Here is a 17,069-nt window from a genome sequence, read left to right on the forward strand (position 1 = left end):
AGCGCACGGGAACGGATACGGCCCCGACCTGCACACAAGCGCGCTGCCAGTGGCGACGCCCGGGGCCTTGGTGTAGAGTGGGGGTGATGTCTGCGATTTCCTCCGTTCCTTCCCGTTCTTCCGCTCCCGTCCTGGCGCCCGTGCCGGATGCAGGGCATGACCATGGGTGGGCCCACGTACTGCGCGAACGCGGACTGCGCGCCACGCGGGCAGGCGTGCGGGTGCTAGAGATCGTGCACGAGGCACGCGTCCCGCTGAGCCACGACGATCTCATGCAGGCCCTGCAGGCCAGTGGCGGACATGATTCGGTCACCGTTCCCAACAAGGTGACGCTCTACCGCCTGCTCGACCGCTTCGTGCACGCAGGGCTGCTGCGCAAACTCCAGGGCAGCGACCGCACGTGGCGTTTTGCCATGGCCGAGCTCGCGGGCGCTGGGCTGTTCGAGTGTGACAAGTGCCACCAGATTTCGGCCCTGCCCGACACGCCCGAGCTGCCCGCGCTTCTGTCCCGCATCCAGAACGTGCTGCGGCAGGAGGGGCTGGCCGGCAACGATCTCGCCCTCACCGTGCACGGACTGTGCAGGGACTGCAATCACTGACCTCTCCCCGCTGGGAGCCCTGTGCCACGGCAGGAGCAATGTGGTCCAATTCTTCCTGACGGAGACAGAGGTGCCGATGGTCTGGCTTGCCCGGGCGGTGCATGGTGCGCCTGTCTCCTCCACCGGCAGCCCCGTGTCCGGGGACTGTTGTCTCACAGGAGATTGCCATGAAAGTCCTGCTCGCCGTCGACGGCAGCCCCTACACCAAGAAAATGCTGGCCTATCTCGTGGAAAACCGCGAGATGTTCATGTCCGACCGCAACGACTATGTTCTGCTGACCGTCGTGCCCCAGCTGCCCAACCGGGCCACCAGCGCCATCAGCAAGGAAGTCCTGCTGCAGTACTACGCCGAGGAATCCGCCAAGGTGACGGACCCGGTGGTCAAGTTCCTGGCCATGCATGACATCCACCCACGCGTCGTGGGCAAGGTCGGCACCCCCGGATCGATCATCGCGCAGGTCGCCCAGGAAGGCGACTTCCACCTCGTGGTGATGGGCTCGCACGGCTACGGGGCGCTCGGCAGCCTGGTCATGGGCTCGGTCGCCACCAAGGTACTGGCGGAGTGCACGGTGCCCGTGCTGCTGGTGCGCTGAGTCTTTCTGCGGCGCCTCTTCCTCGTTCTGCAGCTCCTCCGTGCCCTGCGCCAGCCCCCTGCCAAGCGGGGTGGGGCAGGGACGCAGAGGGGCTCGCTTGCTTGTTCAGGAGTATTCGGATGTCCTTTGTGCAATGGACGGAAAAGACCACGGCGGTGCTGCGCAACGGTGGCGTGATCGGGCCGGAGGAACGGCTCTCGTGGCCCCAGACCGGGCTGATGGGCATGCAGCACGTGGTGGCCATGTTCGGCTCCACGGTGCTGGCCCCCATCCTGATGGGCTTCGATCCCAACCTCGCCATTCTGATGAGCGGAATCGGCACGCTGATCTTCTTTGTGCTCACGGCCGGCCGCGTGCCGAGCTATCTGGGCAGCAGCTTTGCCTTCATCGGCGTGGTGATCGCCGCCACCGGCTATTCCGGCAAGGGCCCCAACATGGGCATCGCGGTAGCGCTCGGGGGCATCATCGCGTGCGGACTTGCGTATGCCCTCATCGGGGCGGTGGTGCAGGCCATCGGCACACGCTGGATCGAGACCCTGATGCCGCCGGTGGTCACCGGCGCGGTCGTGGCCGTGATCGGGCTCAACCTCGCCTCCATTCCCGTCAAGAACATGGCCCACGGTAACTTCGACAGCTGGATGCAGGCCGTCACCTTCCTGTGTGTGGCACTGGTGGCCGTGATGACGCGCGGCATGCTGCAGCGCCTGCTGATCCTGCTGGGGCTGCTGGTGGCGACGGCCGTGTATGTGCTGCTCACCAACGGGTTCGGCCTCGGCACCCCGATGGATTTCTCCGGCATCGCGCGGGCCGCCTGGCTGGGCACGCCGACCTTTGCCCACCCTGTGTTCCACAGCGACGCCATGCTGCTCATCGTGCCGGTGGTGTTCATTCTGGTGGCCGAGAATCTGGGCCACATCAAGGCCGTCACGGCCATGACGGGCCGCAAGCTCGATGCCTACATGGGGCGCGCCTTCATCGGCGATGGTCTGGCCACCATGGTGAGCGGAGCCGCCGGCGGGCCCGGGGTGACCACCTATGCCGAAAACATCGGCGTGATGGCTGCCACCCGCATCTATTCCACCGCCGTGTTCGTGGCCGCAGCCTGCATTGCCATCGTGCTCGGGTTCAGCCCCAAGTTCGGGGCGGTGATCCAGGCCATTCCGCTGCCGGTGATGGGGGGTGTGAGCATCGTGGTGTTCGGCCTGATCGCCGTGTCGGGGGCCAACATCTGGGTGCGCAACCACGTGGATTTTGGCGATACCGGAAACCTCATGGTGGCAGCCATCACGCTGGTGCTGGGCACCGGGGACTTCACACTGGCGTTCGGCAACTTCCGGCTCGGCGGCATTGGCACTGCCACGTTCGGCGCCATCCTGCTGCACCAGATGCTGCGCCTGCGACGCGCAGCGGAGTGATGCATCCCCGCTCCCCCGCAGGCCAGGGCCCGCTCCTGCAGCCAGGAGCCGGTACGGTAGAGTTCAGGGCTGGGCCGCCTGCTGGCGTGGGTAGACGAGGCGGTCGGTGTCGAAGCCCGCTGCCCGTGCCTGCAGCAGCAGAAGATCGAGCTCTCCTGCGGGCAGCGTGGGCGTGCGCGACAGCACCCACAGATACGACCGGTCTGCCCCGCTCACCAGGGCATAGCGGTACTGCGGATCGAGCACGAACACGCCGTAGGCCCCATAGAACGGACCAAAGAACGAGACCTTGAGATGGGCCACATCCGGCCCCTGCACGAACCGGGCCTTGCCGGTGGCCTGCTTCCAGCGCCCGGCGCGGGGATCGAAGCCCCGGTTGACCACCTGCACGCTGCCATCAGACTGGAGGCTGTAGGTGGCAGTGGTCTGCTCAAGCCCGCGCTCGAACGAGTGGTCGAGCCGGGCAATCTCGTACCAGGTGCCCAGATAGCGGTCGAGGGCAAAGTGGCGCACGGGCTCGATGCCCGCAGGCAGGCGGGTGGCGCAGCCCTGCAGAGCCACGGCCCCCGCCACTGCACCAGCCACGCCCAGGGCTCCCCAGGCCAGACGGCGGGCACGCATGTCAGTCCTCCAGCCAGTCAGAAAGCTCCTCGGCGTGTTCCTCTTCCTGTTCGAGGATGCCTTCGAGCATGCGCTTGGTGGTGGGGTCCTTGTCGGCCACGAGTTGGATGATCTGGCGGTAGGTTTCCACCGCGACGCGCTCGGCCACCAGGTTGGCCCGGATCATGGCCTTGAGGTCGGTGCTGTCGTCGTAGTCGGCATGGCTGCGCTTGGACAGGGTATCGGGGTTGAGATCGGGCGAACCGCCCAGCTGCACGATGCGCTCGGCCAGAAGGTCGGCATGGGCCAGCTCCTCGTTGGCATGCACCAGAAACTCCTCGGCGATCTTGGGGGAGGCCAGCCCCTTGGCGGTGCAGGCATGGCGGCGATAGCGCAGCACGCAGACCCACTCGGTCGCGAGCGAAGCATTGAGCAGCGCACAGATGTCTGCGGCCCACGGCGCAATGCTGGGGGTGACGGCACCGTCATCCAGACTTTTCTTGGACTTCTCGATAGCCGACTGATCCAGCTTGAGGGAAGAATGACTCGTCATGACAGATTCCTTTACAAGAATTGAAAATGAAAAGATCCAACTGCCCTGAAAATATAGCGCCAAGGCACTCAGTGGAGAACGGATTGCTGCAGTTGCTGGCGTCTCTTACAAAATGACAATCCTGCCGCTGTGCCGGCAGCGGCAGAGAAGGCTGAGCCAGCAATCCCCGGACACAGGCCACGCCACACAGGCCCCGAAAGTCCCCTGCAAGGGGCATCGTCCAGGATGGGGGAGGAAAAAAAGCAGGAAGGGGAAAGAGGAGAAGAAGCAGCCGGGGCAGCCCTGCAGGGCGCCCGGTGCAGACGGGTATGCGCCCGAGTCCCTCGTGAGGAGCTGGCCGCCTGTGGGCTCCCTCTCGTGAAGGGGGTACAGGGTGGAAGCTGCCGTGTCGTGTGTCACACGGAGTGGCCGGTGGGCGATCCCTTTGGCATCGTGCGGCAGAAGCCGGAGCGGTTGCCGATGCGATATCCAATGTGTGTATGGTAGGCCGCACGCTGCGCAATATGCTGGCGTTGTGCAGGCAGATTCGCCAAAATGAAGCAGATAATTTCTCTTTTCATCGAAAGTGAGCAATTTCATGGAAATGGACCGTTACGACCGCAAGATTCTCGCCGTGCTGCAGGAGCATGGACGCCTGAGCAACCAGGAGCTCGCCGAGCAGGTGGGACTGTCTCCTTCGCCCTGTCTGCGGCGTGTGCGGGCGCTGGAGGAAAGCGGCCTGATCGCAGGCTACCGGGCCATGCTCGATGCCCACAAGATGGGATTCACGCTCATGGCCCTGATCGGCATTTCCATGGACAAGCACACGCCCGAGCGGTTTGCCCACTTCGAGACGCTGGTGCAGGACATCCCGGAAGTGCTGGAGTGCCTGCTCATCACCGGACAGCAGTCCGACTACCAGATCAAGGTGGTGGTGCGCGACATGAAGGACTTCCAGCAGCTGCTGCTCGGCAAACTCACCCGCATCGAGGGGGTGACGGGGGTGCACACCAGCTTCGTGCTGCGTCCGGTGTTCATGCGCACCTCGCTGCCGGTGGACTGAGAAACGCCTGTTCGGCAAGCGGAGGACCGACCCGGCAGGGGAGGCCGATGGACAAGGACAGAGGGCTGCATCACGATCTGCAGGTTTCATGACATAGGTCACGCAACAGAGCAGAAGCTGTTGCAGAACACCCCAGACAGGGGGAAAAGGCGCCCCGAAAGCAAGGTAAGGCAACGTGACAGCAAAAATTCCCCCACGTATACTGCCTTGCATTCATTTGCAGTTCTCTTTCCCTCACCGTGCACATTACCCAGCATACGGATTACGCGTTGCGTGTCCTGATCTATCTGCAGGCCAATGGCCACCGGCTGGTGACCATCCAGGAAATCTCCGATCGCTTCGGCATTTCCCGCAGCCATCTCATGAAAGTCGTCAACCAGCTCATCCGCGCCGGCTACGTGGATGGCCTGCGGGGCAAGGGAGGGGGCCTGCGGCTGGCACGGGAGGCCAGCAAGATCGTCATCGGCGATGTGGTGCGCCACATGGAGCGGGACTTCCATCTGGTCGAATGCTTTGCGGACGGCAGCCAGTGCCTGCTCACCGGCAGCTGTCACCTGCGCGGGGTGCTGGGCAAGGCCCTGCATGCCTTTCTGGTCGTGCTTGACCAGGTCACGCTGGAAAGCATCATGTCCGAGCACGAACAACGCATTCTGTTCATGCCCTCGATGGGCACGGGCCTGCGCAAGCCCGTGGATGCCGAGGACCCCCTCATGGCCTGTCGGCGGGTACCTGTCTCTGCCTCGCTCGACGCAGCCAACGACGCCGACGACGCCCTTTCCGGCACCTGAGGGCGCGGCACCAGCCGCCTTCGTATCCCGCCGCCGTCACACGGGGCAGCGCTCTCCTGCGGGTGGCGCCTGTGCCTATTCCATTTCGCCGATGGTCTTGCGCAGCCGGACGTTGGCGATCCAGAAGAAGACCGATCCCGTCACGCAGATGGCCAGGAGCGAGGGCCAGATGGTCTCGATCCCGGCGCCCCGGAACAGCACGCCCTGTGCGAAGCTCACGAAGTGGATGGTGGGCGTCGCCGACATGAGCAGGCGCACGGCCTCGGGCATGCTTTCGAGCGGCGTGATGGACCCCGAGAGCACGATGAGCGGCAGCAGCACCAGGATGGCCAGCAGGCCGAACTGGGGCATGCTGCGCGCGAGCGTGCCGAGAAAGATGCCGAGCGAGGTGGTGGAGAACAGGTAGATGAGCGTGCCGAGGGCGAACAGCGCCACCGAGCCGTTGACCTGCACGCCGAGCACCCCCCGCACGATGACGGTGAGCGCCAGCAGCGCTCCCCCGAGCACCACCACGCTCATGCTCCAGACCTTGGAGAGCATGATCTCCAGCGAGGTGACGGGCATGACCAGCAGGTGCTCGATGGTGCCGTGCTCGCGCTCGCGGATGAGCGCCGCCCCTGCGAGCACGATCGACAGCAGGGTGAGGTTGTTGATGATGCTGGTCAGCCCCCCGAACCACGAGCCGTAGAGGTTGGGGTTGTACTTGACGCGCACCACCAGATCGGTGGGCAGGGGCAGATCGGCACTGCGGTGGTTCTGGGCCCAGGCGAGCACTTCCTCGACCAGGATGGTCTCGACGTAGCCGGGGCCGGAGAGGGCCTGGCTCTGCCGGGTGGCATCGACGTTGAGCTGCAGGGCCGGATGCCGGCCTGCCACCAGATCGCGCTGGAAGTTGGGCGGGATGTCGAGCACGAAGGTGTCCTCGCCCATGTCCATGACGCGGTCCATCTGCTCCCGGCCTATGAGACGCGGGGGCATGAAGTAGGGGGGACGCAGCGCGTCGATGAGCCGCTGCGAGAGGGCTGACTGGTCCTCGTCGACGACGGCGATGGCCGCGTTGCTCAGGGTGTCGGGCTTGGCGCGTGCATCGGCGAGCACGGCCCCGGTGAACATGAAGACGATCACGCCCATCATGGCCCAGTCGCGCAGCAGGCTGAAGAATTCCTTGATCCCCAGGAAGTAGATGTTCTGCAGGCTGCGCCGCACGCTGGCGCGCGCGGCCTGCAGGCGGATGGCGGTGCGGTCGTCGTCGGACATGTCAGTCGGCCTGTTTCTTGAGAAAGCGCACAGACAGCAGGGTCAGCACGGGCACCATGAGCAGCAGGGGCCACAGGGCGCTGGCGAGTTCGCCAAAGCCCAGCGCCTTGGAAAAGGCCCCCCGGCTGATGGTGAGGTAGTAGGAGGTGGGATAGATCATGCCGATGAAGCGTCCCAGCCCCTGCAGCGAGCTGACCGGGTCGATCAGCCCTGAGTACTGGATGGCCGGGATCATCGAGGCAATGGCCGTGCCGGCAATGGCAGCCACCTGGCTGCGGGTGAGCGAGGAGGCCAGCAGCCCCAGCCCCGTGGTGGCCGTGACATACACCAGCGTGCTCAGCACATAGGCCGGCAGGCTGCCGGTGAAGGCCACCCCGAACTGCAGCAGGGCCTGCAGGAACACGAGCAGGAAGCTCATCATGGCAAGGGCGATGTAGGGCAGCTGCTTGCCGAGCAGGAACTCCACCCGCGTGACCGGGGTGGTGTACATGTTCATGATGGAGCCCAGCTCCTTCTCGCGCACCACTCCGAGCGCCATGAGCATCGAGGGGATGAAGACGAGCAGGATGGGGATCATGGCGGGCACCATGGCCACAAGGCTCTTCATGTCCGGGTTGTAGCGGTAGCGGGTATCGACCGACAGCGGCACCTGCATCGACTGCCCGGTGAACTCCCGGGCCCAGGTCTGCAGCGTCTGCAGATGCATGGCCTGCAGGTAACCGGACACGGTCTCGCCACGCAGCGGCATGGAGCCGTCCACCCAGGCCCCGATCTGCGGACGGGCACCGCGTTCCAGATCGCGCCCGAATCCCGGCGGGATCTGCAGCGCCAGCGCCAGCTCGCCGGTCTTCATGCGTGCATCCAGCTCCTGCAGGCTGTGCAGGGCAGGGCGCTGCCGAAAGTAGCGCGAGCCCGCGATTTGCAAGGTGTAGTCCTGGCTCAGACGGCTCTGGTCCTGGTCGAGGACGGCGTAATTGAGGTTTTCCACATCGAGCCGGATGCCGTAGCCGAGCACCATCATCAGCAGCACGCTGCCGAGCAGCGCCATGGCGAGGCGGATGGGATCGCGGCGCAGTTCGAGCGTTTCGCGGGCGCTGTAGCTCAGCAGCCGCGCCAGGCTCCAGCGCGGCGGGGCCGCCACCACAGCAGGCCGTGCTGCGGGCACCGGGGACGAGGCTGGGGAAGACGGGGCTGGCACAGCTGCCTGGGCCGCTTCTTCCGGCAGGGCGGCCTCGCCGCTGCGGCCCATGGCGTCTTCCAGGTAGTCGATGAAGGCCGCCTCCAGCGTGGGCGCTCCGCGCGCGGCCACCAGCGCGGCGGGGGTGTCGCAGGCCAGCACATGGCCGGCATGCATGAGCGAGATGCGGTCGCAGCGCGCCGCCTCGTTCATGAAGTGGGTGGAGATGAAGATGGTGACCCCGTCCCGGCGGGACAGGTCGATCATGAGGGACCAGAATTCGTCGCGGGCGATCGGATCGACCCCCGAGGTCGGCTCGTCGAGGATCAGCACATCCGGATGGTGCAGGACGGCCACGGCGAGCTGCAGCCGCTGCCGCATGCCGAGCGGCAGGGCATCGGGCTGCTGGTCGAGCACGTCGTCGAGGCCAAATCGCTCGGTGAGCTCGCGCATGCGCGGCGCGATCCGCTCGGCCGGCAGGTGGAACAGCCGGGCGTGCAGCAGCAGGTTCTGCCGCACCGACAGCTCCGAATACAGCGAGAACCCCTGCGACATATAGCCCACCCGGCTGCGGGTGGCCATGTTGTCGGCGTCCATGCGCTCGCCGAACAGCAGGGCTTCTCCCCGGGTCGGCGGCAACAGGCCGGTGAGCATCTTCATGGTGGTGGACTTGCCGCAGCCGTTGGAGCCGAGAAAGCCGAAGATCTCGCCCCGGCGCACCTGCAGCGTCACGTCATCCACAGCCACGAAGTCGCCGAAGGCTTTGCGCAGCCCCTTGGCGTCGATCACCACCGGAGCCTGTGCCACGTCGAGCGGTGGAATGACCAGGGCCTCGTGACCCTGCAGGCGCTCGGGGGGGAGCAGGTGCAGAAAGGCCTCCTCCAGGGTGGCCGTGCCGGTGCGTGCCCTGAGCTCCCCGGGCGTGCCGGTGGCCAGCACCCGCCCTGCATCCATGGCCACGAGCCAGTCGTACTGCTCGGCTTCTTCCATGTAGGCGGTGGCAACGAGCACGCTCATCTGCGGCCGTCCCCGGCGGATGCGGTCGATGAGTTCCCAGAACTGGCGCCGCGAGAGCGGGTCGACCCCCGTGGTGGGCTCGTCGAGGATGAGCAGATCGGGATCGTGGATGAGCGCACAGCACAGCCCGAGCTTCTGCTTCATGCCCCCCGAGAGCTTCTGGGCAGGGCGATCGGCAAAGGGCGACATGCCGGTGGCCGCCAGCAGCTCGGCGATGCGGCGCCGGCGCTCGGCCCGTGTCTGCCCGAACAGGCGCCCGAAGAAGTCGATGTTCTCGAACACCGACAGGGTGGGGTAGAGATTCTTGCCGAGTCCCTGCGGCATGTAGGCAATGCGTCCGCAGCTCACACGGCGGTGCTCGGCATCGGCCATGTCGCCATCGAGCACGCGCACCTGTCCTTCCTGGATCCGGCGGGCGCCCGCAATGAGCCCCAGCAGAGTGGACTTGCCCACCCCGTCCGGCCCGATCAGGCCCACCATGCATCCGGCCGGCAGGTCGAGGTCGATGTGGTCGTTGGCCCGCGTGGCGCCGTAGCGGTGGGTCACTCCGCGCAGGCTGGCCACGGACGGAACCGCAGGCGCCCCGGCCGGAGTCGCGGGAGCAGAAGGAGCGCTCCCCACGGCAAGAGGGGCGTCGGAGGCAGCGGTCATGGCAGATGGACTTGCAGGTTCTGCGGCCAGTCATGGCGCGCATCGAGCCGCACGTGGGCCACGCCGGTCATGCCGGACTTGACCTGGTTCTGGTACTTCTGGAGCAGTGCCGGGTCCACCCGCGCCTTGACACGGAACATGAGCTTCTGGCGCTCGTTCCGGGTCTCCACCGCCTTGGGCGTGAACTGCGCCACACCCGCCACATAGCTCACCGTGGCCGGAATCACGAACCCGGGCGCGGCATCGAGCACGATGCGCACCTCGTTGCCGAGTCCGACCTGCCCTGCCACCTCGTCGGGCAGGAAGAAGGTCATGTAGACATCGTGCAGATCGAGCATGCTGAGCACACGCCCCCCTGCACCCACCACCTCGCCGGGCTGCACCACACGGTACTGGATGCGGCCGCTGCGGGGCGCCTTGAGATCGGTGTCGTCGAGCTCGCTGCGGATGCGGGCCACCCCTGCCTGGGCCGCATCAATGCCGGCCTGCGCCTGCCGCACCTGGGCCTGTGCCACCTGCAGCCCTTCCTTGACGGCCTGAATCTGGGCACGTGCCACCGACACGGCCGATTCGGTGCTGTTCACGCGCGTGCGGTCCTCGTCGACCTGCTGCTGCGAAATGGCCCGATCGGCCAGCAGCGACTGGGTGCGCCCGAGCGTGGTGCGCGCCATGCCGCGCTCTCCCTCGCGCTGGCGCAGCACGGCCTCGGCGGTGACAAGGTCGGCACGGGTCTTGGACACCAGCGCCAGGGCCGACACCTTCTTGCTCTGCGCATCGAGCAGCTGGGCCTCGGCCTGGTGCAGCACCGCCTGCATGGAGGCGTTGTCCATGTGGGCCACCACCTGCCCCACCTTCACCGGATCGCCCTCATTGACCAGAATGTCCTGCACCCGTCCGGCGCCCTTGGCGGCAATGTCCACCTCGGTGGCCTCGATGCGGCCGTTGCCCGACGCAAAGCCCTCCGGATCGCGGCCAGCCTGCTGGTGCTGCCAGTACCACCAGCCCCCGGCAACCACGGCGACTGTCGCCGCTGCAGCTGCCAGCCATTGTTGCTTGCGAGTGAATGTCACGGTTGAATTCCTTCCTGAACGGTGGCCGCCGGTGCGGCGGCACGCATGGATGCCGATGCAGCCCCTGCGGGCGCCGTGGGCACGAACGCAATGGCCGCATCGCCGCCGAGCGCCTTGTACAGTCCCACCAGACTGCTCAGGCGGGCGCGGTGCAGCTGCACCAGCCCCTGTTCGGCCGCAAAGCGGGAACGCTCGGCATCGAGCACCTCGAAATAGCTGTTGTAGCCACGGTCATAGCGCTTCAGGGCAATGCGCTCGCGATCGCCCTGCGCCGCCACCAGCTCCCGGACGTCCCTTTCCTGCTCGGCCAGCCAGTGCCGGGCCGCCATCAGTTCGGACACTTCTCGAAACGCCCCACGGATGCTGCTCTCGTACTGCGCCACCAGCTCGTTGCGCCGGGCTTCGGCCAGATCGAGATGCGCCTGGGTGCGTCCGCCGTCGAACAGCGGCATGTGAATGCTCGGCACAAACAGCCACGCCCCGTAGGCATGGTCGAACAGATTGGAGAAGGAATCGCTGATGGCGCCCCCCGCCCCCGTGAGCGTGACGCTGGGCAGAAATGCAGCCCGGGCTGCCGCGACATTGGCCCGCGCGGCGCGCAGCTGCCATTCGGCCGCACGGATGTCCGGTCGCCGCGTCAGCAGCGTGGAAGGCAGCCCCGCTGGCAGCGGGCGGTCTGCCAGCCGGGTGAGCGGATGCTCGCCCTGTGCCTTGGGGGGATCGGGCAGGTGCGTGAGCTGGGTGAGCAGGGCGCGGTTCTGTGCCAGACTGCGTTCGAGTGCCGCCACATCGGCGCGGGTGCTCGCCACCAGACTCTCGGTCTGGCGCACCTCCATGTCCGAAATCAGTCCCACCGCTGCCCGGCGCCGCATGATGCGGTGGCTTTCCTCGTTGGCCGCCAGCGTGCGGTGCGCCAGCGCCAGCCGCTCCTGCAGCTCCAGCCCCTGCAGCCAGGTGTCGGTGACCAGCGCCATCAGGCTGGTGCGGAATGCCTGCTGCGCCTCGGCGCTGGCCAGATAGGTATCGCGCGCGGCCTGATTGAGCTGGCGGATCTTGCCCCAGAAGTCGATTTCATAGGGCGTGAGCACCACCCCGGCCTGGTAGGTGGAAAGAATCTGTGTGCGATCGACCGATTGCAGCATCGAGGCCCATGGCTGCGGCAGCGCCCCCGAGGGCACCTGATCGATGGGCAGATCGACCCGGCTGCGGATGCCCTGCGCTCCCATCCCGATGGCGGGCAGCGAATTGGCCCGCTGCAGCCCGGCCGAGGCGCGCGCCTCCTCCACACGGGCGACGGAAGCCCGCAGGTCGCTGTTGTAATCGAGCGCCGCCTGCAACAGCCGGTGCAGGTCCGGATCGGGAAAAAGATCGTCCCAGCGCAGCACCGGCGCAGCCGCTTCCTGCTGCTCCTGGGCTCGCACGGCCACCGGATAGGAAGAGGGCAGGGCCGCCACCGGCGGCTCGGGCCGGGGAGCGGATGCACACCCCAGAAGCCCCAGGGCCACCATGGTCCCCGCCATGATCGTGCGCAACGGACAGAAAGAATGCTCGGGCAAGTTCATGACACCTCATCATCTCAGGCCACAATACCCGCAAAGATCCCGGGCAGCCTGCAGGACACAGCCCCGCTCCGGCGCGAGGCACCACGGCAGAGGCAGGTCATGGAATCATTATGGGAGGAAACCGGGGACCCGTCTGTCAGGCGGCAGACCACAGATCCACACCTCTTTCCACATGCACCAGCGCGCCACAGCATCTTGCACCGCAGCCCCGGACCTCCGATGATCCGCATTGTAATTCAACACATGTTGAATAAATGAGTCCGACATCCTTCCGAGCCGTTTCGCCATGACCGACGTCCTTGCTTCCTCGCCCCCCCGCACCACCCGGCGCCCGGGTCGACCGGCTGCTTCGCAGACCCCCTGTGCGGACGGCCGATCCCGGCTGCTGGAAGTGGCTGTCACCATCTTCGGCCAGCACGGATTCGATGGCGCCAGCCTGCGCACCATTGCCGAAGGTGCCGGACTCGACCCGGCCATGGTGAGTCACCACTTCGGCTCCAAGGCGCGACTCTGGCAGGCGGCCCTCGGCGCCATTGTCGAACGGCAGGAGGAGCATGCCCCCACCCTGCGCGCCATCATCGGCGGGGCAGAACCGCTCGTGGCCCGCATGCATGCCGCCATCGATTTCTTCATCGGCCTGGCCGCGCAGCGGCGCGAGGTCTTTCTCTTCTTCAGCCGCGAGCTGCACTCCCCGGGCTGGCGGCTCGATGCGCTCAACACCAGCCTGGCAGAACCTTTCTACCGCATCTGTGAACCCCTGTGGCAGGAGGCCATCGACGCCGGCATCGTGCAGAGCCAGCACCCGGCCGTCTTCCATACGCTGGTGCTGGGGGCCATCTGCATCACGCTCGATTCCAGCCCCACCATCACCCACCTGGCTGGCCAGGAGATCGACCGTCCTGCCATCACCCGGGCGCTGCGGGCCATTCTGCAGGGGCACTTTCCGGCCACACCGGACGCGGGCGGCTCTGCCATCTGACTCCTGTCCACGCCTACCGGAAGGCCGGGCCTCTCCCCATGCGGGCGTCGAGCGCCGTGCACAGCCGCTCCCATCCGGCCTCTCCCGGCTCCGTGTTGTCGAACACCAGCAGCTCGGGATACTCGGCCGGCTCCGGCCGAAAGAGGCGCGGATGGTACTGGTCCCAGTGGGCCAGCTTCCAGGCATCGCTGGGATGGGCACGCCGCTCGATGCGACGCCGGGCCTCCGCTTCCGCAAGCTGCACCCACACAATGCTGATCTGCACCTCGGGCCCCACCCCCAGCCATGCCCGGTCGATGAGCCGGTGCGCCCGCACCTCGCGCGACAGCGGCCCGACCACCACCACATTCCCTCCTGTGGCCAGGTTGTCACGTGCCGTGTCCAGCAGCCCCCGGTACTCGGGATCGCGCAGATGCTGGAGATACACAGGGCTGTCCCGGTCGTTCGGGTCGCCCGTGAGCAGGCCCATCACCTCGGCGCTGTAGGCGCCATAGAGCGTGTCCTTGTCGAGCAGGCACCACGCTCCCGCCGCCGGCTGCGCATGCCAGTGGCGCACCAGACGTCTGGCCAGCGTGGTCTTGCCCGTACCGGCATGGCCACAGAAAAAGAGAAGTTGCGACATGGGAAACGTCCTCCTGCAGGCAGGGCCACCATGGCCCGCCCGGGTGATCGGGAAACTCGACTATCCAGCCCCGAAGCATAGGCCATGGCAGCAACCAGCCCCGCTCCCAGCCTGTTCCCACACACAGAGCCCAGGGCATACTCGGGACATCCTCCCTTTCCTGCACCTCCGCATCCTCCGGAACAGACCTGCCATGGACCTTTCTTCTCTCTCCCGGGACGCCTCGGCAGCCTCCCGCACCGATCCCCGCACCCCCTGGCTGGTGGCGGGGGGACTCCTCCTGCTGTGCATCATGATCGCCACCTGCTGGCAGACCGCCGACCGGCTCACCTGGTTCCTCGAAACCTTTCCGGTGATGGTGGTGGTGCCGCTGCTGGTGGCCACCCACAGGCGCTATCCCCTCACCACGATGCTCTACGCCCTGATCTTCGTGCATGCGCTGGTGCTGATCCACGGTGGGCTCTACACCTACGCCAAGGCTCCCCTGGGCTTCTTCATGGAACACTGGCTGGGCACCTCGCGCAACCCCTACGACAAGGTCGGGCACTTTTTCCAGGGACTGGTGCCGGCCCTGGCGGCACGCGAGATTCTGGTGCGGGCGCGCTATGGCCTGGGGCCGCGCATGCTGGCCTTTCTGTGCGTGTGCATCGTGATGGCCGTGAGCGCCTGCTATGAACTCGTCGAATGGGGCGTAGCCGAAGCCTCGGGCCAGGCGGCCGATGCCTTTCTCGGCACCCAGGGCGATCCGTGGGACACCCAGTCGGACATGGCCTTCGCACTCATCGGGGGCCTGTGCGCCATGCTGTTTCTGCGCCGGCTGCATGACCGGCAGCTCGCGCGGCTGCCCGGTGCATGCCCTGGGCGCGTGGCATCCGAGGTCTGAATCCGGGGCACGGAGGCCTCTCCTCGGCCTCAGAGCAGGTGGCGGGATTCAATCACATATTCGATCAGCAGCTTGGCCACAAAACCGGTAAAGCCAAGGCCCAGAGCCAGAAAGAGCCAGAACGTCCCCGCCTTGCCGGCCTTGGACTTCCAGGCCAGATTGGCAATGATGAAGATCATGTAGAGCATGAAGGCACCGACCCCGAAGGTCAGGCCGAATTGGGAAATCTGGGCTTCAGTCAGTCCGAACATGGGTCAGGGTCATCCAGCAGGTCAGGGAGCGGATCAGGGGCGGTCGACAGCATAGCCGCAATCCCGGCACCCCATATCCGCGGTTGCGCCAAGTCCTTGCCCCGACACGGGAAATCACGGCGCCTCCGAGTGCGCACTGCGGCACAGTCGGCTGCCGCAGGCATGAAAAATCCGCCTCGTGGGCGGATCGGGTGCAGGCATGCCATGCACACCACCCGGTGACACCACCGGGCGGGAGGCAGATGCTTACTTGTGCTTCTTGCCCTTGGCAGGCGCAGCCGGCTGGTTGCTGGCCACGGGGGTGGCAGTCATCATGTCGAACTGCTTCTTCTGTTCGTCGTTGAGCTGGCCATAGAGCGCCACGGAAGCGTCATAGCGCTTGTTGATGAAGGCGGTTTCCTCGCCGCGCAGGCTCTTGAGGAAATCGACGCGCTGGGGAGTCTTCCAGCTGTTGAATTCCTGGGGAGAGGGGTTGCGGCTCGGCACGAAGCGGTTGGAATAGGCCGCCACGAAGTTGTTCCAGGCTCCTTCCTGCGCGGAGGAGATCTTCAGTGCGGACTTGAGCTGCATCATGGGATTGGCCTGCTTCTGGGCAGCCGGAGCAGCCTTTTCTGCGGCAAATGCGGCACCGCCGAGCAGGCCGAACATGGAAGCAGCGATCAGGGACCGCGTGAACAGTTTTTGAACAGACATGGTAATCCTCGGGTTGTCTAGCAATGCGGCGGTGCCTTTGTGGCCTGGGCCGCCTCGCGCACAGTATGCCCTGAAAGTTTGCCTCCCGACTACCCGGGGCGGTACGTTTGTAACAGAATCGCGGATTCGGCGCCTCTGGCTGCGGATCCGTTACATTCTGCCGCCCTCGCAGCAGGCAGGCTCCTGCGCGCTGCCCAGCGAATCGAGAATCGCACACTCGGGACGCTGGTCGCCATGGCAGGCATGCACCAGCGTCTCGAGTGTGACCTGCATGGCCTGCAGGTCGGCGATGCGGCGCTCCAGGCGTTCGACCTGCGCCTGCGCAAGCGCCTTGACCTGCGCACTGCTGCGCGTGGGGTTGTGCCACAGATCGAGCAGGCTGGCCGTCTGCTCCATGTCGAATCCCACGGCACGGCTGCGCCGGATGAAGCACAGGGCCTGCACCTCCGACTGGCCATAGAGCCGGTATCCCCCCTCGCTGCGGGCAATGTCGCCCAGCAGCCCCAGACTCTCGTAGTACCGCACCATCTTCGGGCTGAGGCCCGCGAGACGCGCAGCCTGGCCGACATTCACCGGCCAGCTCACCGAAGCCAGGGAGGGGAGGGGGGCTACCGGGTGGCTCACTTCTGCACGGCCTCGATCTGCGTGATGAGGTGCACGGAAGTGGGCATGCCCATCTTCACGAGGTAATCCATGCCCCACTGGGTACGGTCGATGGTGGTCTCGAAGTCGCCGCCGCAGACTTCACGGCCATTGAACATCGGGCTCTTGTAGCAGTTGAAGTGCACAGCCTTGAGCGTGACCGGATGGGTCTTGCCCAGCAGGGTGAGCTGGCCCGGAACCGACACGAGCTTGTCGCCCTGGAACACGAAGCGGTCCGACACGAAGCGGACGGTCGGATAGCGTGCGCTGTCGAACAGGTCGGCGCTCTTGAGATGGGCATCGAAATGCTCGGTGCCGGAGCTGATGGTGTCGGTGTGGATGGAGACATCGACACGGCCGCGATGGTGGGCACGGTCGAGCTCGATGGAGCCCGTGGTCTTGTCGAAGCGCGCACGGTTGGTGGAAGTCCCGAAGTGGCCGATCTCGAACGTGGTGTGCGTATGGGCGGGATCGATTTCATAGCTGGCGGCCTGCGCCGCTGTGGCGCCCAGGGCCAGGGTGGCCGCCACGGCCATCAGGGAAAGACGAACTGTCTGCATGTCATTGCTCCTTGCATAGGGGGCAGCCCTGTCTGCATCCCCATGATGTGGACAAGGCTGTGTATAAAGTGTGCATCAGGACGGGATAACCGCCTGCCATACGGGGACAAGCCAA

General features: G+C 66.1%; 18 protein-coding genes. 7 read left to right on the plus strand and 11 right to left on the minus strand.

Features of this window, described 5'->3' with window-relative positions; all coding sequences use genetic code 11:
* Window positions 1–86 precede the first annotated feature (86 nt).
* The 3 genes from ACP2WS_RS08020 (at window position 87) to ACP2WS_RS08030 (ending at window position 2,607) form a co-directional block, all read left to right on the plus strand.
* On the plus strand, window positions 87–599 hold the full coding sequence (locus tag ACP2WS_RS08020) for a Fur family transcriptional regulator (protein ID WP_426460323.1): 513 nt from the start codon (window positions 87–89) through the stop codon (window positions 597–599).
* A 167-nt stretch (window positions 600–766) separates the two neighbouring features.
* Complete coding sequence (locus ACP2WS_RS08025; RefSeq protein WP_426460324.1) at window positions 767–1,192, plus strand: universal stress protein; 426 nt, start codon at window positions 767–769, stop codon at window positions 1,190–1,192.
* 119 nt (window positions 1,193–1,311) lie between these two features.
* The gene (locus ACP2WS_RS08030) at window positions 1,312–2,607 is read left to right on the plus strand and encodes a solute carrier family 23 protein (RefSeq protein WP_426460325.1); all 1,296 of its coding nucleotides are present in this window, start codon (window positions 1,312–1,314) and stop codon (window positions 2,605–2,607) included.
* Window positions 2,608–2,670: 63 nt separating this feature from the next.
* Here ACP2WS_RS08030 and ACP2WS_RS08035 read toward each other — a convergent pair whose 3' ends face one another.
* Together ACP2WS_RS08035 and ACP2WS_RS08040 are read right to left on the minus strand one after the other, a co-directional pair.
* A complete protein-coding gene (locus tag ACP2WS_RS08035) occupies window positions 2,671–3,228 on the minus strand; it encodes a lipocalin family protein (RefSeq protein ID WP_426460326.1) in 558 nt (185 codons plus the stop codon).
* Window position 3,229: 1 nt separating this feature from the next.
* Window positions 3,230–3,760, minus strand: coding sequence for a ferritin-like domain-containing protein (locus ACP2WS_RS08040; protein ID WP_374493321.1), 531 nt, complete (start codon window positions 3,758–3,760; stop codon window positions 3,230–3,232).
* Window positions 3,761–4,337: 577 nt separating this feature from the next.
* On the opposite strand from ACP2WS_RS08040, the gene ACP2WS_RS08045 reads away from it, so the two are divergent.
* Together ACP2WS_RS08045 and ACP2WS_RS08050 are read left to right on the plus strand one after the other, a co-directional pair.
* Window positions 4,338–4,802 (plus strand): Lrp/AsnC family transcriptional regulator, encoded by a 465-nt coding sequence (locus ACP2WS_RS08045; RefSeq protein ID WP_374493319.1) that lies wholly within the window; start codon window positions 4,338–4,340, stop codon window positions 4,800–4,802.
* Window positions 4,803–5,041: 239 nt separating this feature from the next.
* Window positions 5,042–5,590 (plus strand): RrF2 family transcriptional regulator, encoded by a 549-nt coding sequence (locus ACP2WS_RS08050; RefSeq protein ID WP_426460328.1) that lies wholly within the window; start codon window positions 5,042–5,044, stop codon window positions 5,588–5,590.
* Window positions 5,591–5,665: 75 nt separating this feature from the next.
* Here the strand turns inward: ACP2WS_RS08050 and ACP2WS_RS08055 are convergent, their stop codons facing one another.
* From ACP2WS_RS08055 to ACP2WS_RS08070, 4 genes are read right to left on the minus strand one after another with little or no spacing between them, the layout of a single operon-like run.
* Complete coding sequence (locus ACP2WS_RS08055) at window positions 5,666–6,847, minus strand: ABC transporter permease (protein WP_426460330.1); 1,182 nt, start codon at window positions 6,845–6,847, stop codon at window positions 5,666–5,668.
* 1 nt (window position 6,848) lies between these two features.
* The gene (rbbA, locus tag ACP2WS_RS08060; RefSeq protein ID WP_426460331.1) at window positions 6,849–9,692 is read right to left on the minus strand and encodes a ribosome-associated ATPase/putative transporter RbbA; all 2,844 of its coding nucleotides are present in this window, start codon (window positions 9,690–9,692) and stop codon (window positions 6,849–6,851) included.
* Complete coding sequence (locus ACP2WS_RS08065; protein WP_426460332.1) at window positions 9,689–10,762, minus strand: HlyD family secretion protein; 1,074 nt, start codon at window positions 10,760–10,762, stop codon at window positions 9,689–9,691. Before ACP2WS_RS08065 ends, rbbA begins: the two co-directional genes overlap by 4 nt.
* The gene (locus tag ACP2WS_RS08070) at window positions 10,759–12,324 is read right to left on the minus strand and encodes an efflux transporter outer membrane subunit (protein ID WP_426460333.1); all 1,566 of its coding nucleotides are present in this window, start codon (window positions 12,322–12,324) and stop codon (window positions 10,759–10,761) included. The genes ACP2WS_RS08065 and ACP2WS_RS08070 overlap by 4 nt, the downstream gene beginning before the upstream one ends.
* Window positions 12,325–12,610: 286 nt before the next feature.
* On the opposite strand from ACP2WS_RS08070, the gene ACP2WS_RS08075 reads away from it, so the two are divergent.
* On the plus strand, window positions 12,611–13,303 hold the full coding sequence (locus ACP2WS_RS08075; protein WP_426460334.1) for a TetR/AcrR family transcriptional regulator: 693 nt from the start codon (window positions 12,611–12,613) through the stop codon (window positions 13,301–13,303).
* 13 nt (window positions 13,304–13,316) lie between these two features.
* Here the strand turns inward: ACP2WS_RS08075 and ACP2WS_RS08080 are convergent, their stop codons facing one another.
* Window positions 13,317–13,925: a P-loop nucleotide/nucleoside kinase family protein gene (locus tag ACP2WS_RS08080; protein ID WP_426460335.1), complete on the minus strand. Its 609-nt coding sequence runs from the start codon at window positions 13,923–13,925 to the stop codon at window positions 13,317–13,319.
* A 193-nt stretch (window positions 13,926–14,118) separates the two neighbouring features.
* Between ACP2WS_RS08080 and ACP2WS_RS08085 the strand changes: the two genes are divergently transcribed.
* Window positions 14,119–14,808, plus strand: coding sequence for a DUF2238 domain-containing protein (locus ACP2WS_RS08085; RefSeq protein WP_426460336.1), 690 nt, complete (start codon window positions 14,119–14,121; stop codon window positions 14,806–14,808).
* Between the two features lie 29 nt (window positions 14,809–14,837).
* Here ACP2WS_RS08085 and ACP2WS_RS08090 read toward each other — a convergent pair whose 3' ends face one another.
* The 4 genes from ACP2WS_RS08090 to ACP2WS_RS08105 all read right to left on the minus strand — a co-directional run bounded on the left by ACP2WS_RS08090 (window position 14,838) and on the right by ACP2WS_RS08105 (window position 16,954).
* Window positions 14,838–15,059, minus strand: coding sequence for a DUF2788 domain-containing protein (locus ACP2WS_RS08090; protein ID WP_374493303.1), 222 nt, complete (start codon window positions 15,057–15,059; stop codon window positions 14,838–14,840).
* A 246-nt stretch (window positions 15,060–15,305) separates the two neighbouring features.
* The gene (locus tag ACP2WS_RS08095; protein ID WP_426460337.1) at window positions 15,306–15,752 is read right to left on the minus strand and encodes a Spy/CpxP family protein refolding chaperone; all 447 of its coding nucleotides are present in this window, start codon (window positions 15,750–15,752) and stop codon (window positions 15,306–15,308) included.
* A gap of 150 nt (window positions 15,753–15,902) precedes the next feature.
* Complete coding sequence (gene cueR, locus ACP2WS_RS08100; protein ID WP_426460338.1) at window positions 15,903–16,376, minus strand: Cu(I)-responsive transcriptional regulator; 474 nt, start codon at window positions 16,374–16,376, stop codon at window positions 15,903–15,905.
* Window positions 16,373–16,954: a YceI family protein gene (locus ACP2WS_RS08105; protein WP_426460339.1), complete on the minus strand. Its 582-nt coding sequence runs from the start codon at window positions 16,952–16,954 to the stop codon at window positions 16,373–16,375. Before ACP2WS_RS08105 ends, cueR begins: the two co-directional genes overlap by 4 nt.
* Between the last annotated feature and the right edge of the window lie 115 nt (window positions 16,955–17,069).

This window comes from Brachymonas moutaii (nom. illeg.) (genome assembly GCF_049977365.1).
Classification (GTDB): Bacteria; Pseudomonadota; Gammaproteobacteria; order Burkholderiales; family Burkholderiaceae_C; genus Brachymonas.

Bases quoted from the DNA above. Each gene is read 5' to 3' on its own strand.
- ACP2WS_RS08075 (WP_426460334.1), top strand. From the start codon at position 12,611: ATGACCGACGTCCTTGCTTCCTCGCCCCCCCGCACCACCCGGCGCCCG.
- ACP2WS_RS08040 (WP_374493321.1), bottom strand. From the start codon at position 3,760: ATGACGAGTCATTCTTCCCTCAAGCTGGATCAGTCGGCTATCGAGAAG.
- ACP2WS_RS08090 (WP_374493303.1), bottom strand. From the start codon at position 15,059: ATGTTCGGACTGACTGAAGCCCAGATTTCCCAATTCGGCCTGACCTTC.
- ACP2WS_RS08030 (WP_426460325.1), top strand. From the start codon at position 1,312: ATGTCCTTTGTGCAATGGACGGAAAAGACCACGGCGGTGCTGCGCAAC.
- ACP2WS_RS08020 (WP_426460323.1), top strand. From the start codon at position 87: ATGTCTGCGATTTCCTCCGTTCCTTCCCGTTCTTCCGCTCCCGTCCTG.
- ACP2WS_RS08035 (WP_426460326.1), bottom strand. From the start codon at position 3,228: ATGCGTGCCCGCCGTCTGGCCTGGGGAGCCCTGGGCGTGGCTGGTGCA.
- ACP2WS_RS08105 (WP_426460339.1), bottom strand. From the start codon at position 16,954: ATGCAGACAGTTCGTCTTTCCCTGATGGCCGTGGCGGCCACCCTGGCC.
- ACP2WS_RS08070 (WP_426460333.1), bottom strand. From the start codon at position 12,324: ATGAACTTGCCCGAGCATTCTTTCTGTCCGTTGCGCACGATCATGGCG.
- ACP2WS_RS08085 (WP_426460336.1), top strand. From the start codon at position 14,119: ATGGACCTTTCTTCTCTCTCCCGGGACGCCTCGGCAGCCTCCCGCACC.
- rbbA (WP_426460331.1), bottom strand. From the start codon at position 9,692: ATGACCGCTGCCTCCGACGCCCCTCTTGCCGTGGGGAGCGCTCCTTCT.
- ACP2WS_RS08045 (WP_374493319.1), top strand. From the start codon at position 4,338: ATGGAAATGGACCGTTACGACCGCAAGATTCTCGCCGTGCTGCAGGAG.
- ACP2WS_RS08080 (WP_426460335.1), bottom strand. From the start codon at position 13,925: ATGTCGCAACTTCTCTTTTTCTGTGGCCATGCCGGTACGGGCAAGACC.
- ACP2WS_RS08055 (WP_426460330.1), bottom strand. From the start codon at position 6,847: ATGTCCGACGACGACCGCACCGCCATCCGCCTGCAGGCCGCGCGCGCC.
- ACP2WS_RS08025 (WP_426460324.1), top strand. From the start codon at position 767: ATGAAAGTCCTGCTCGCCGTCGACGGCAGCCCCTACACCAAGAAAATG.
- ACP2WS_RS08095 (WP_426460337.1), bottom strand. From the start codon at position 15,752: ATGTCTGTTCAAAAACTGTTCACGCGGTCCCTGATCGCTGCTTCCATG.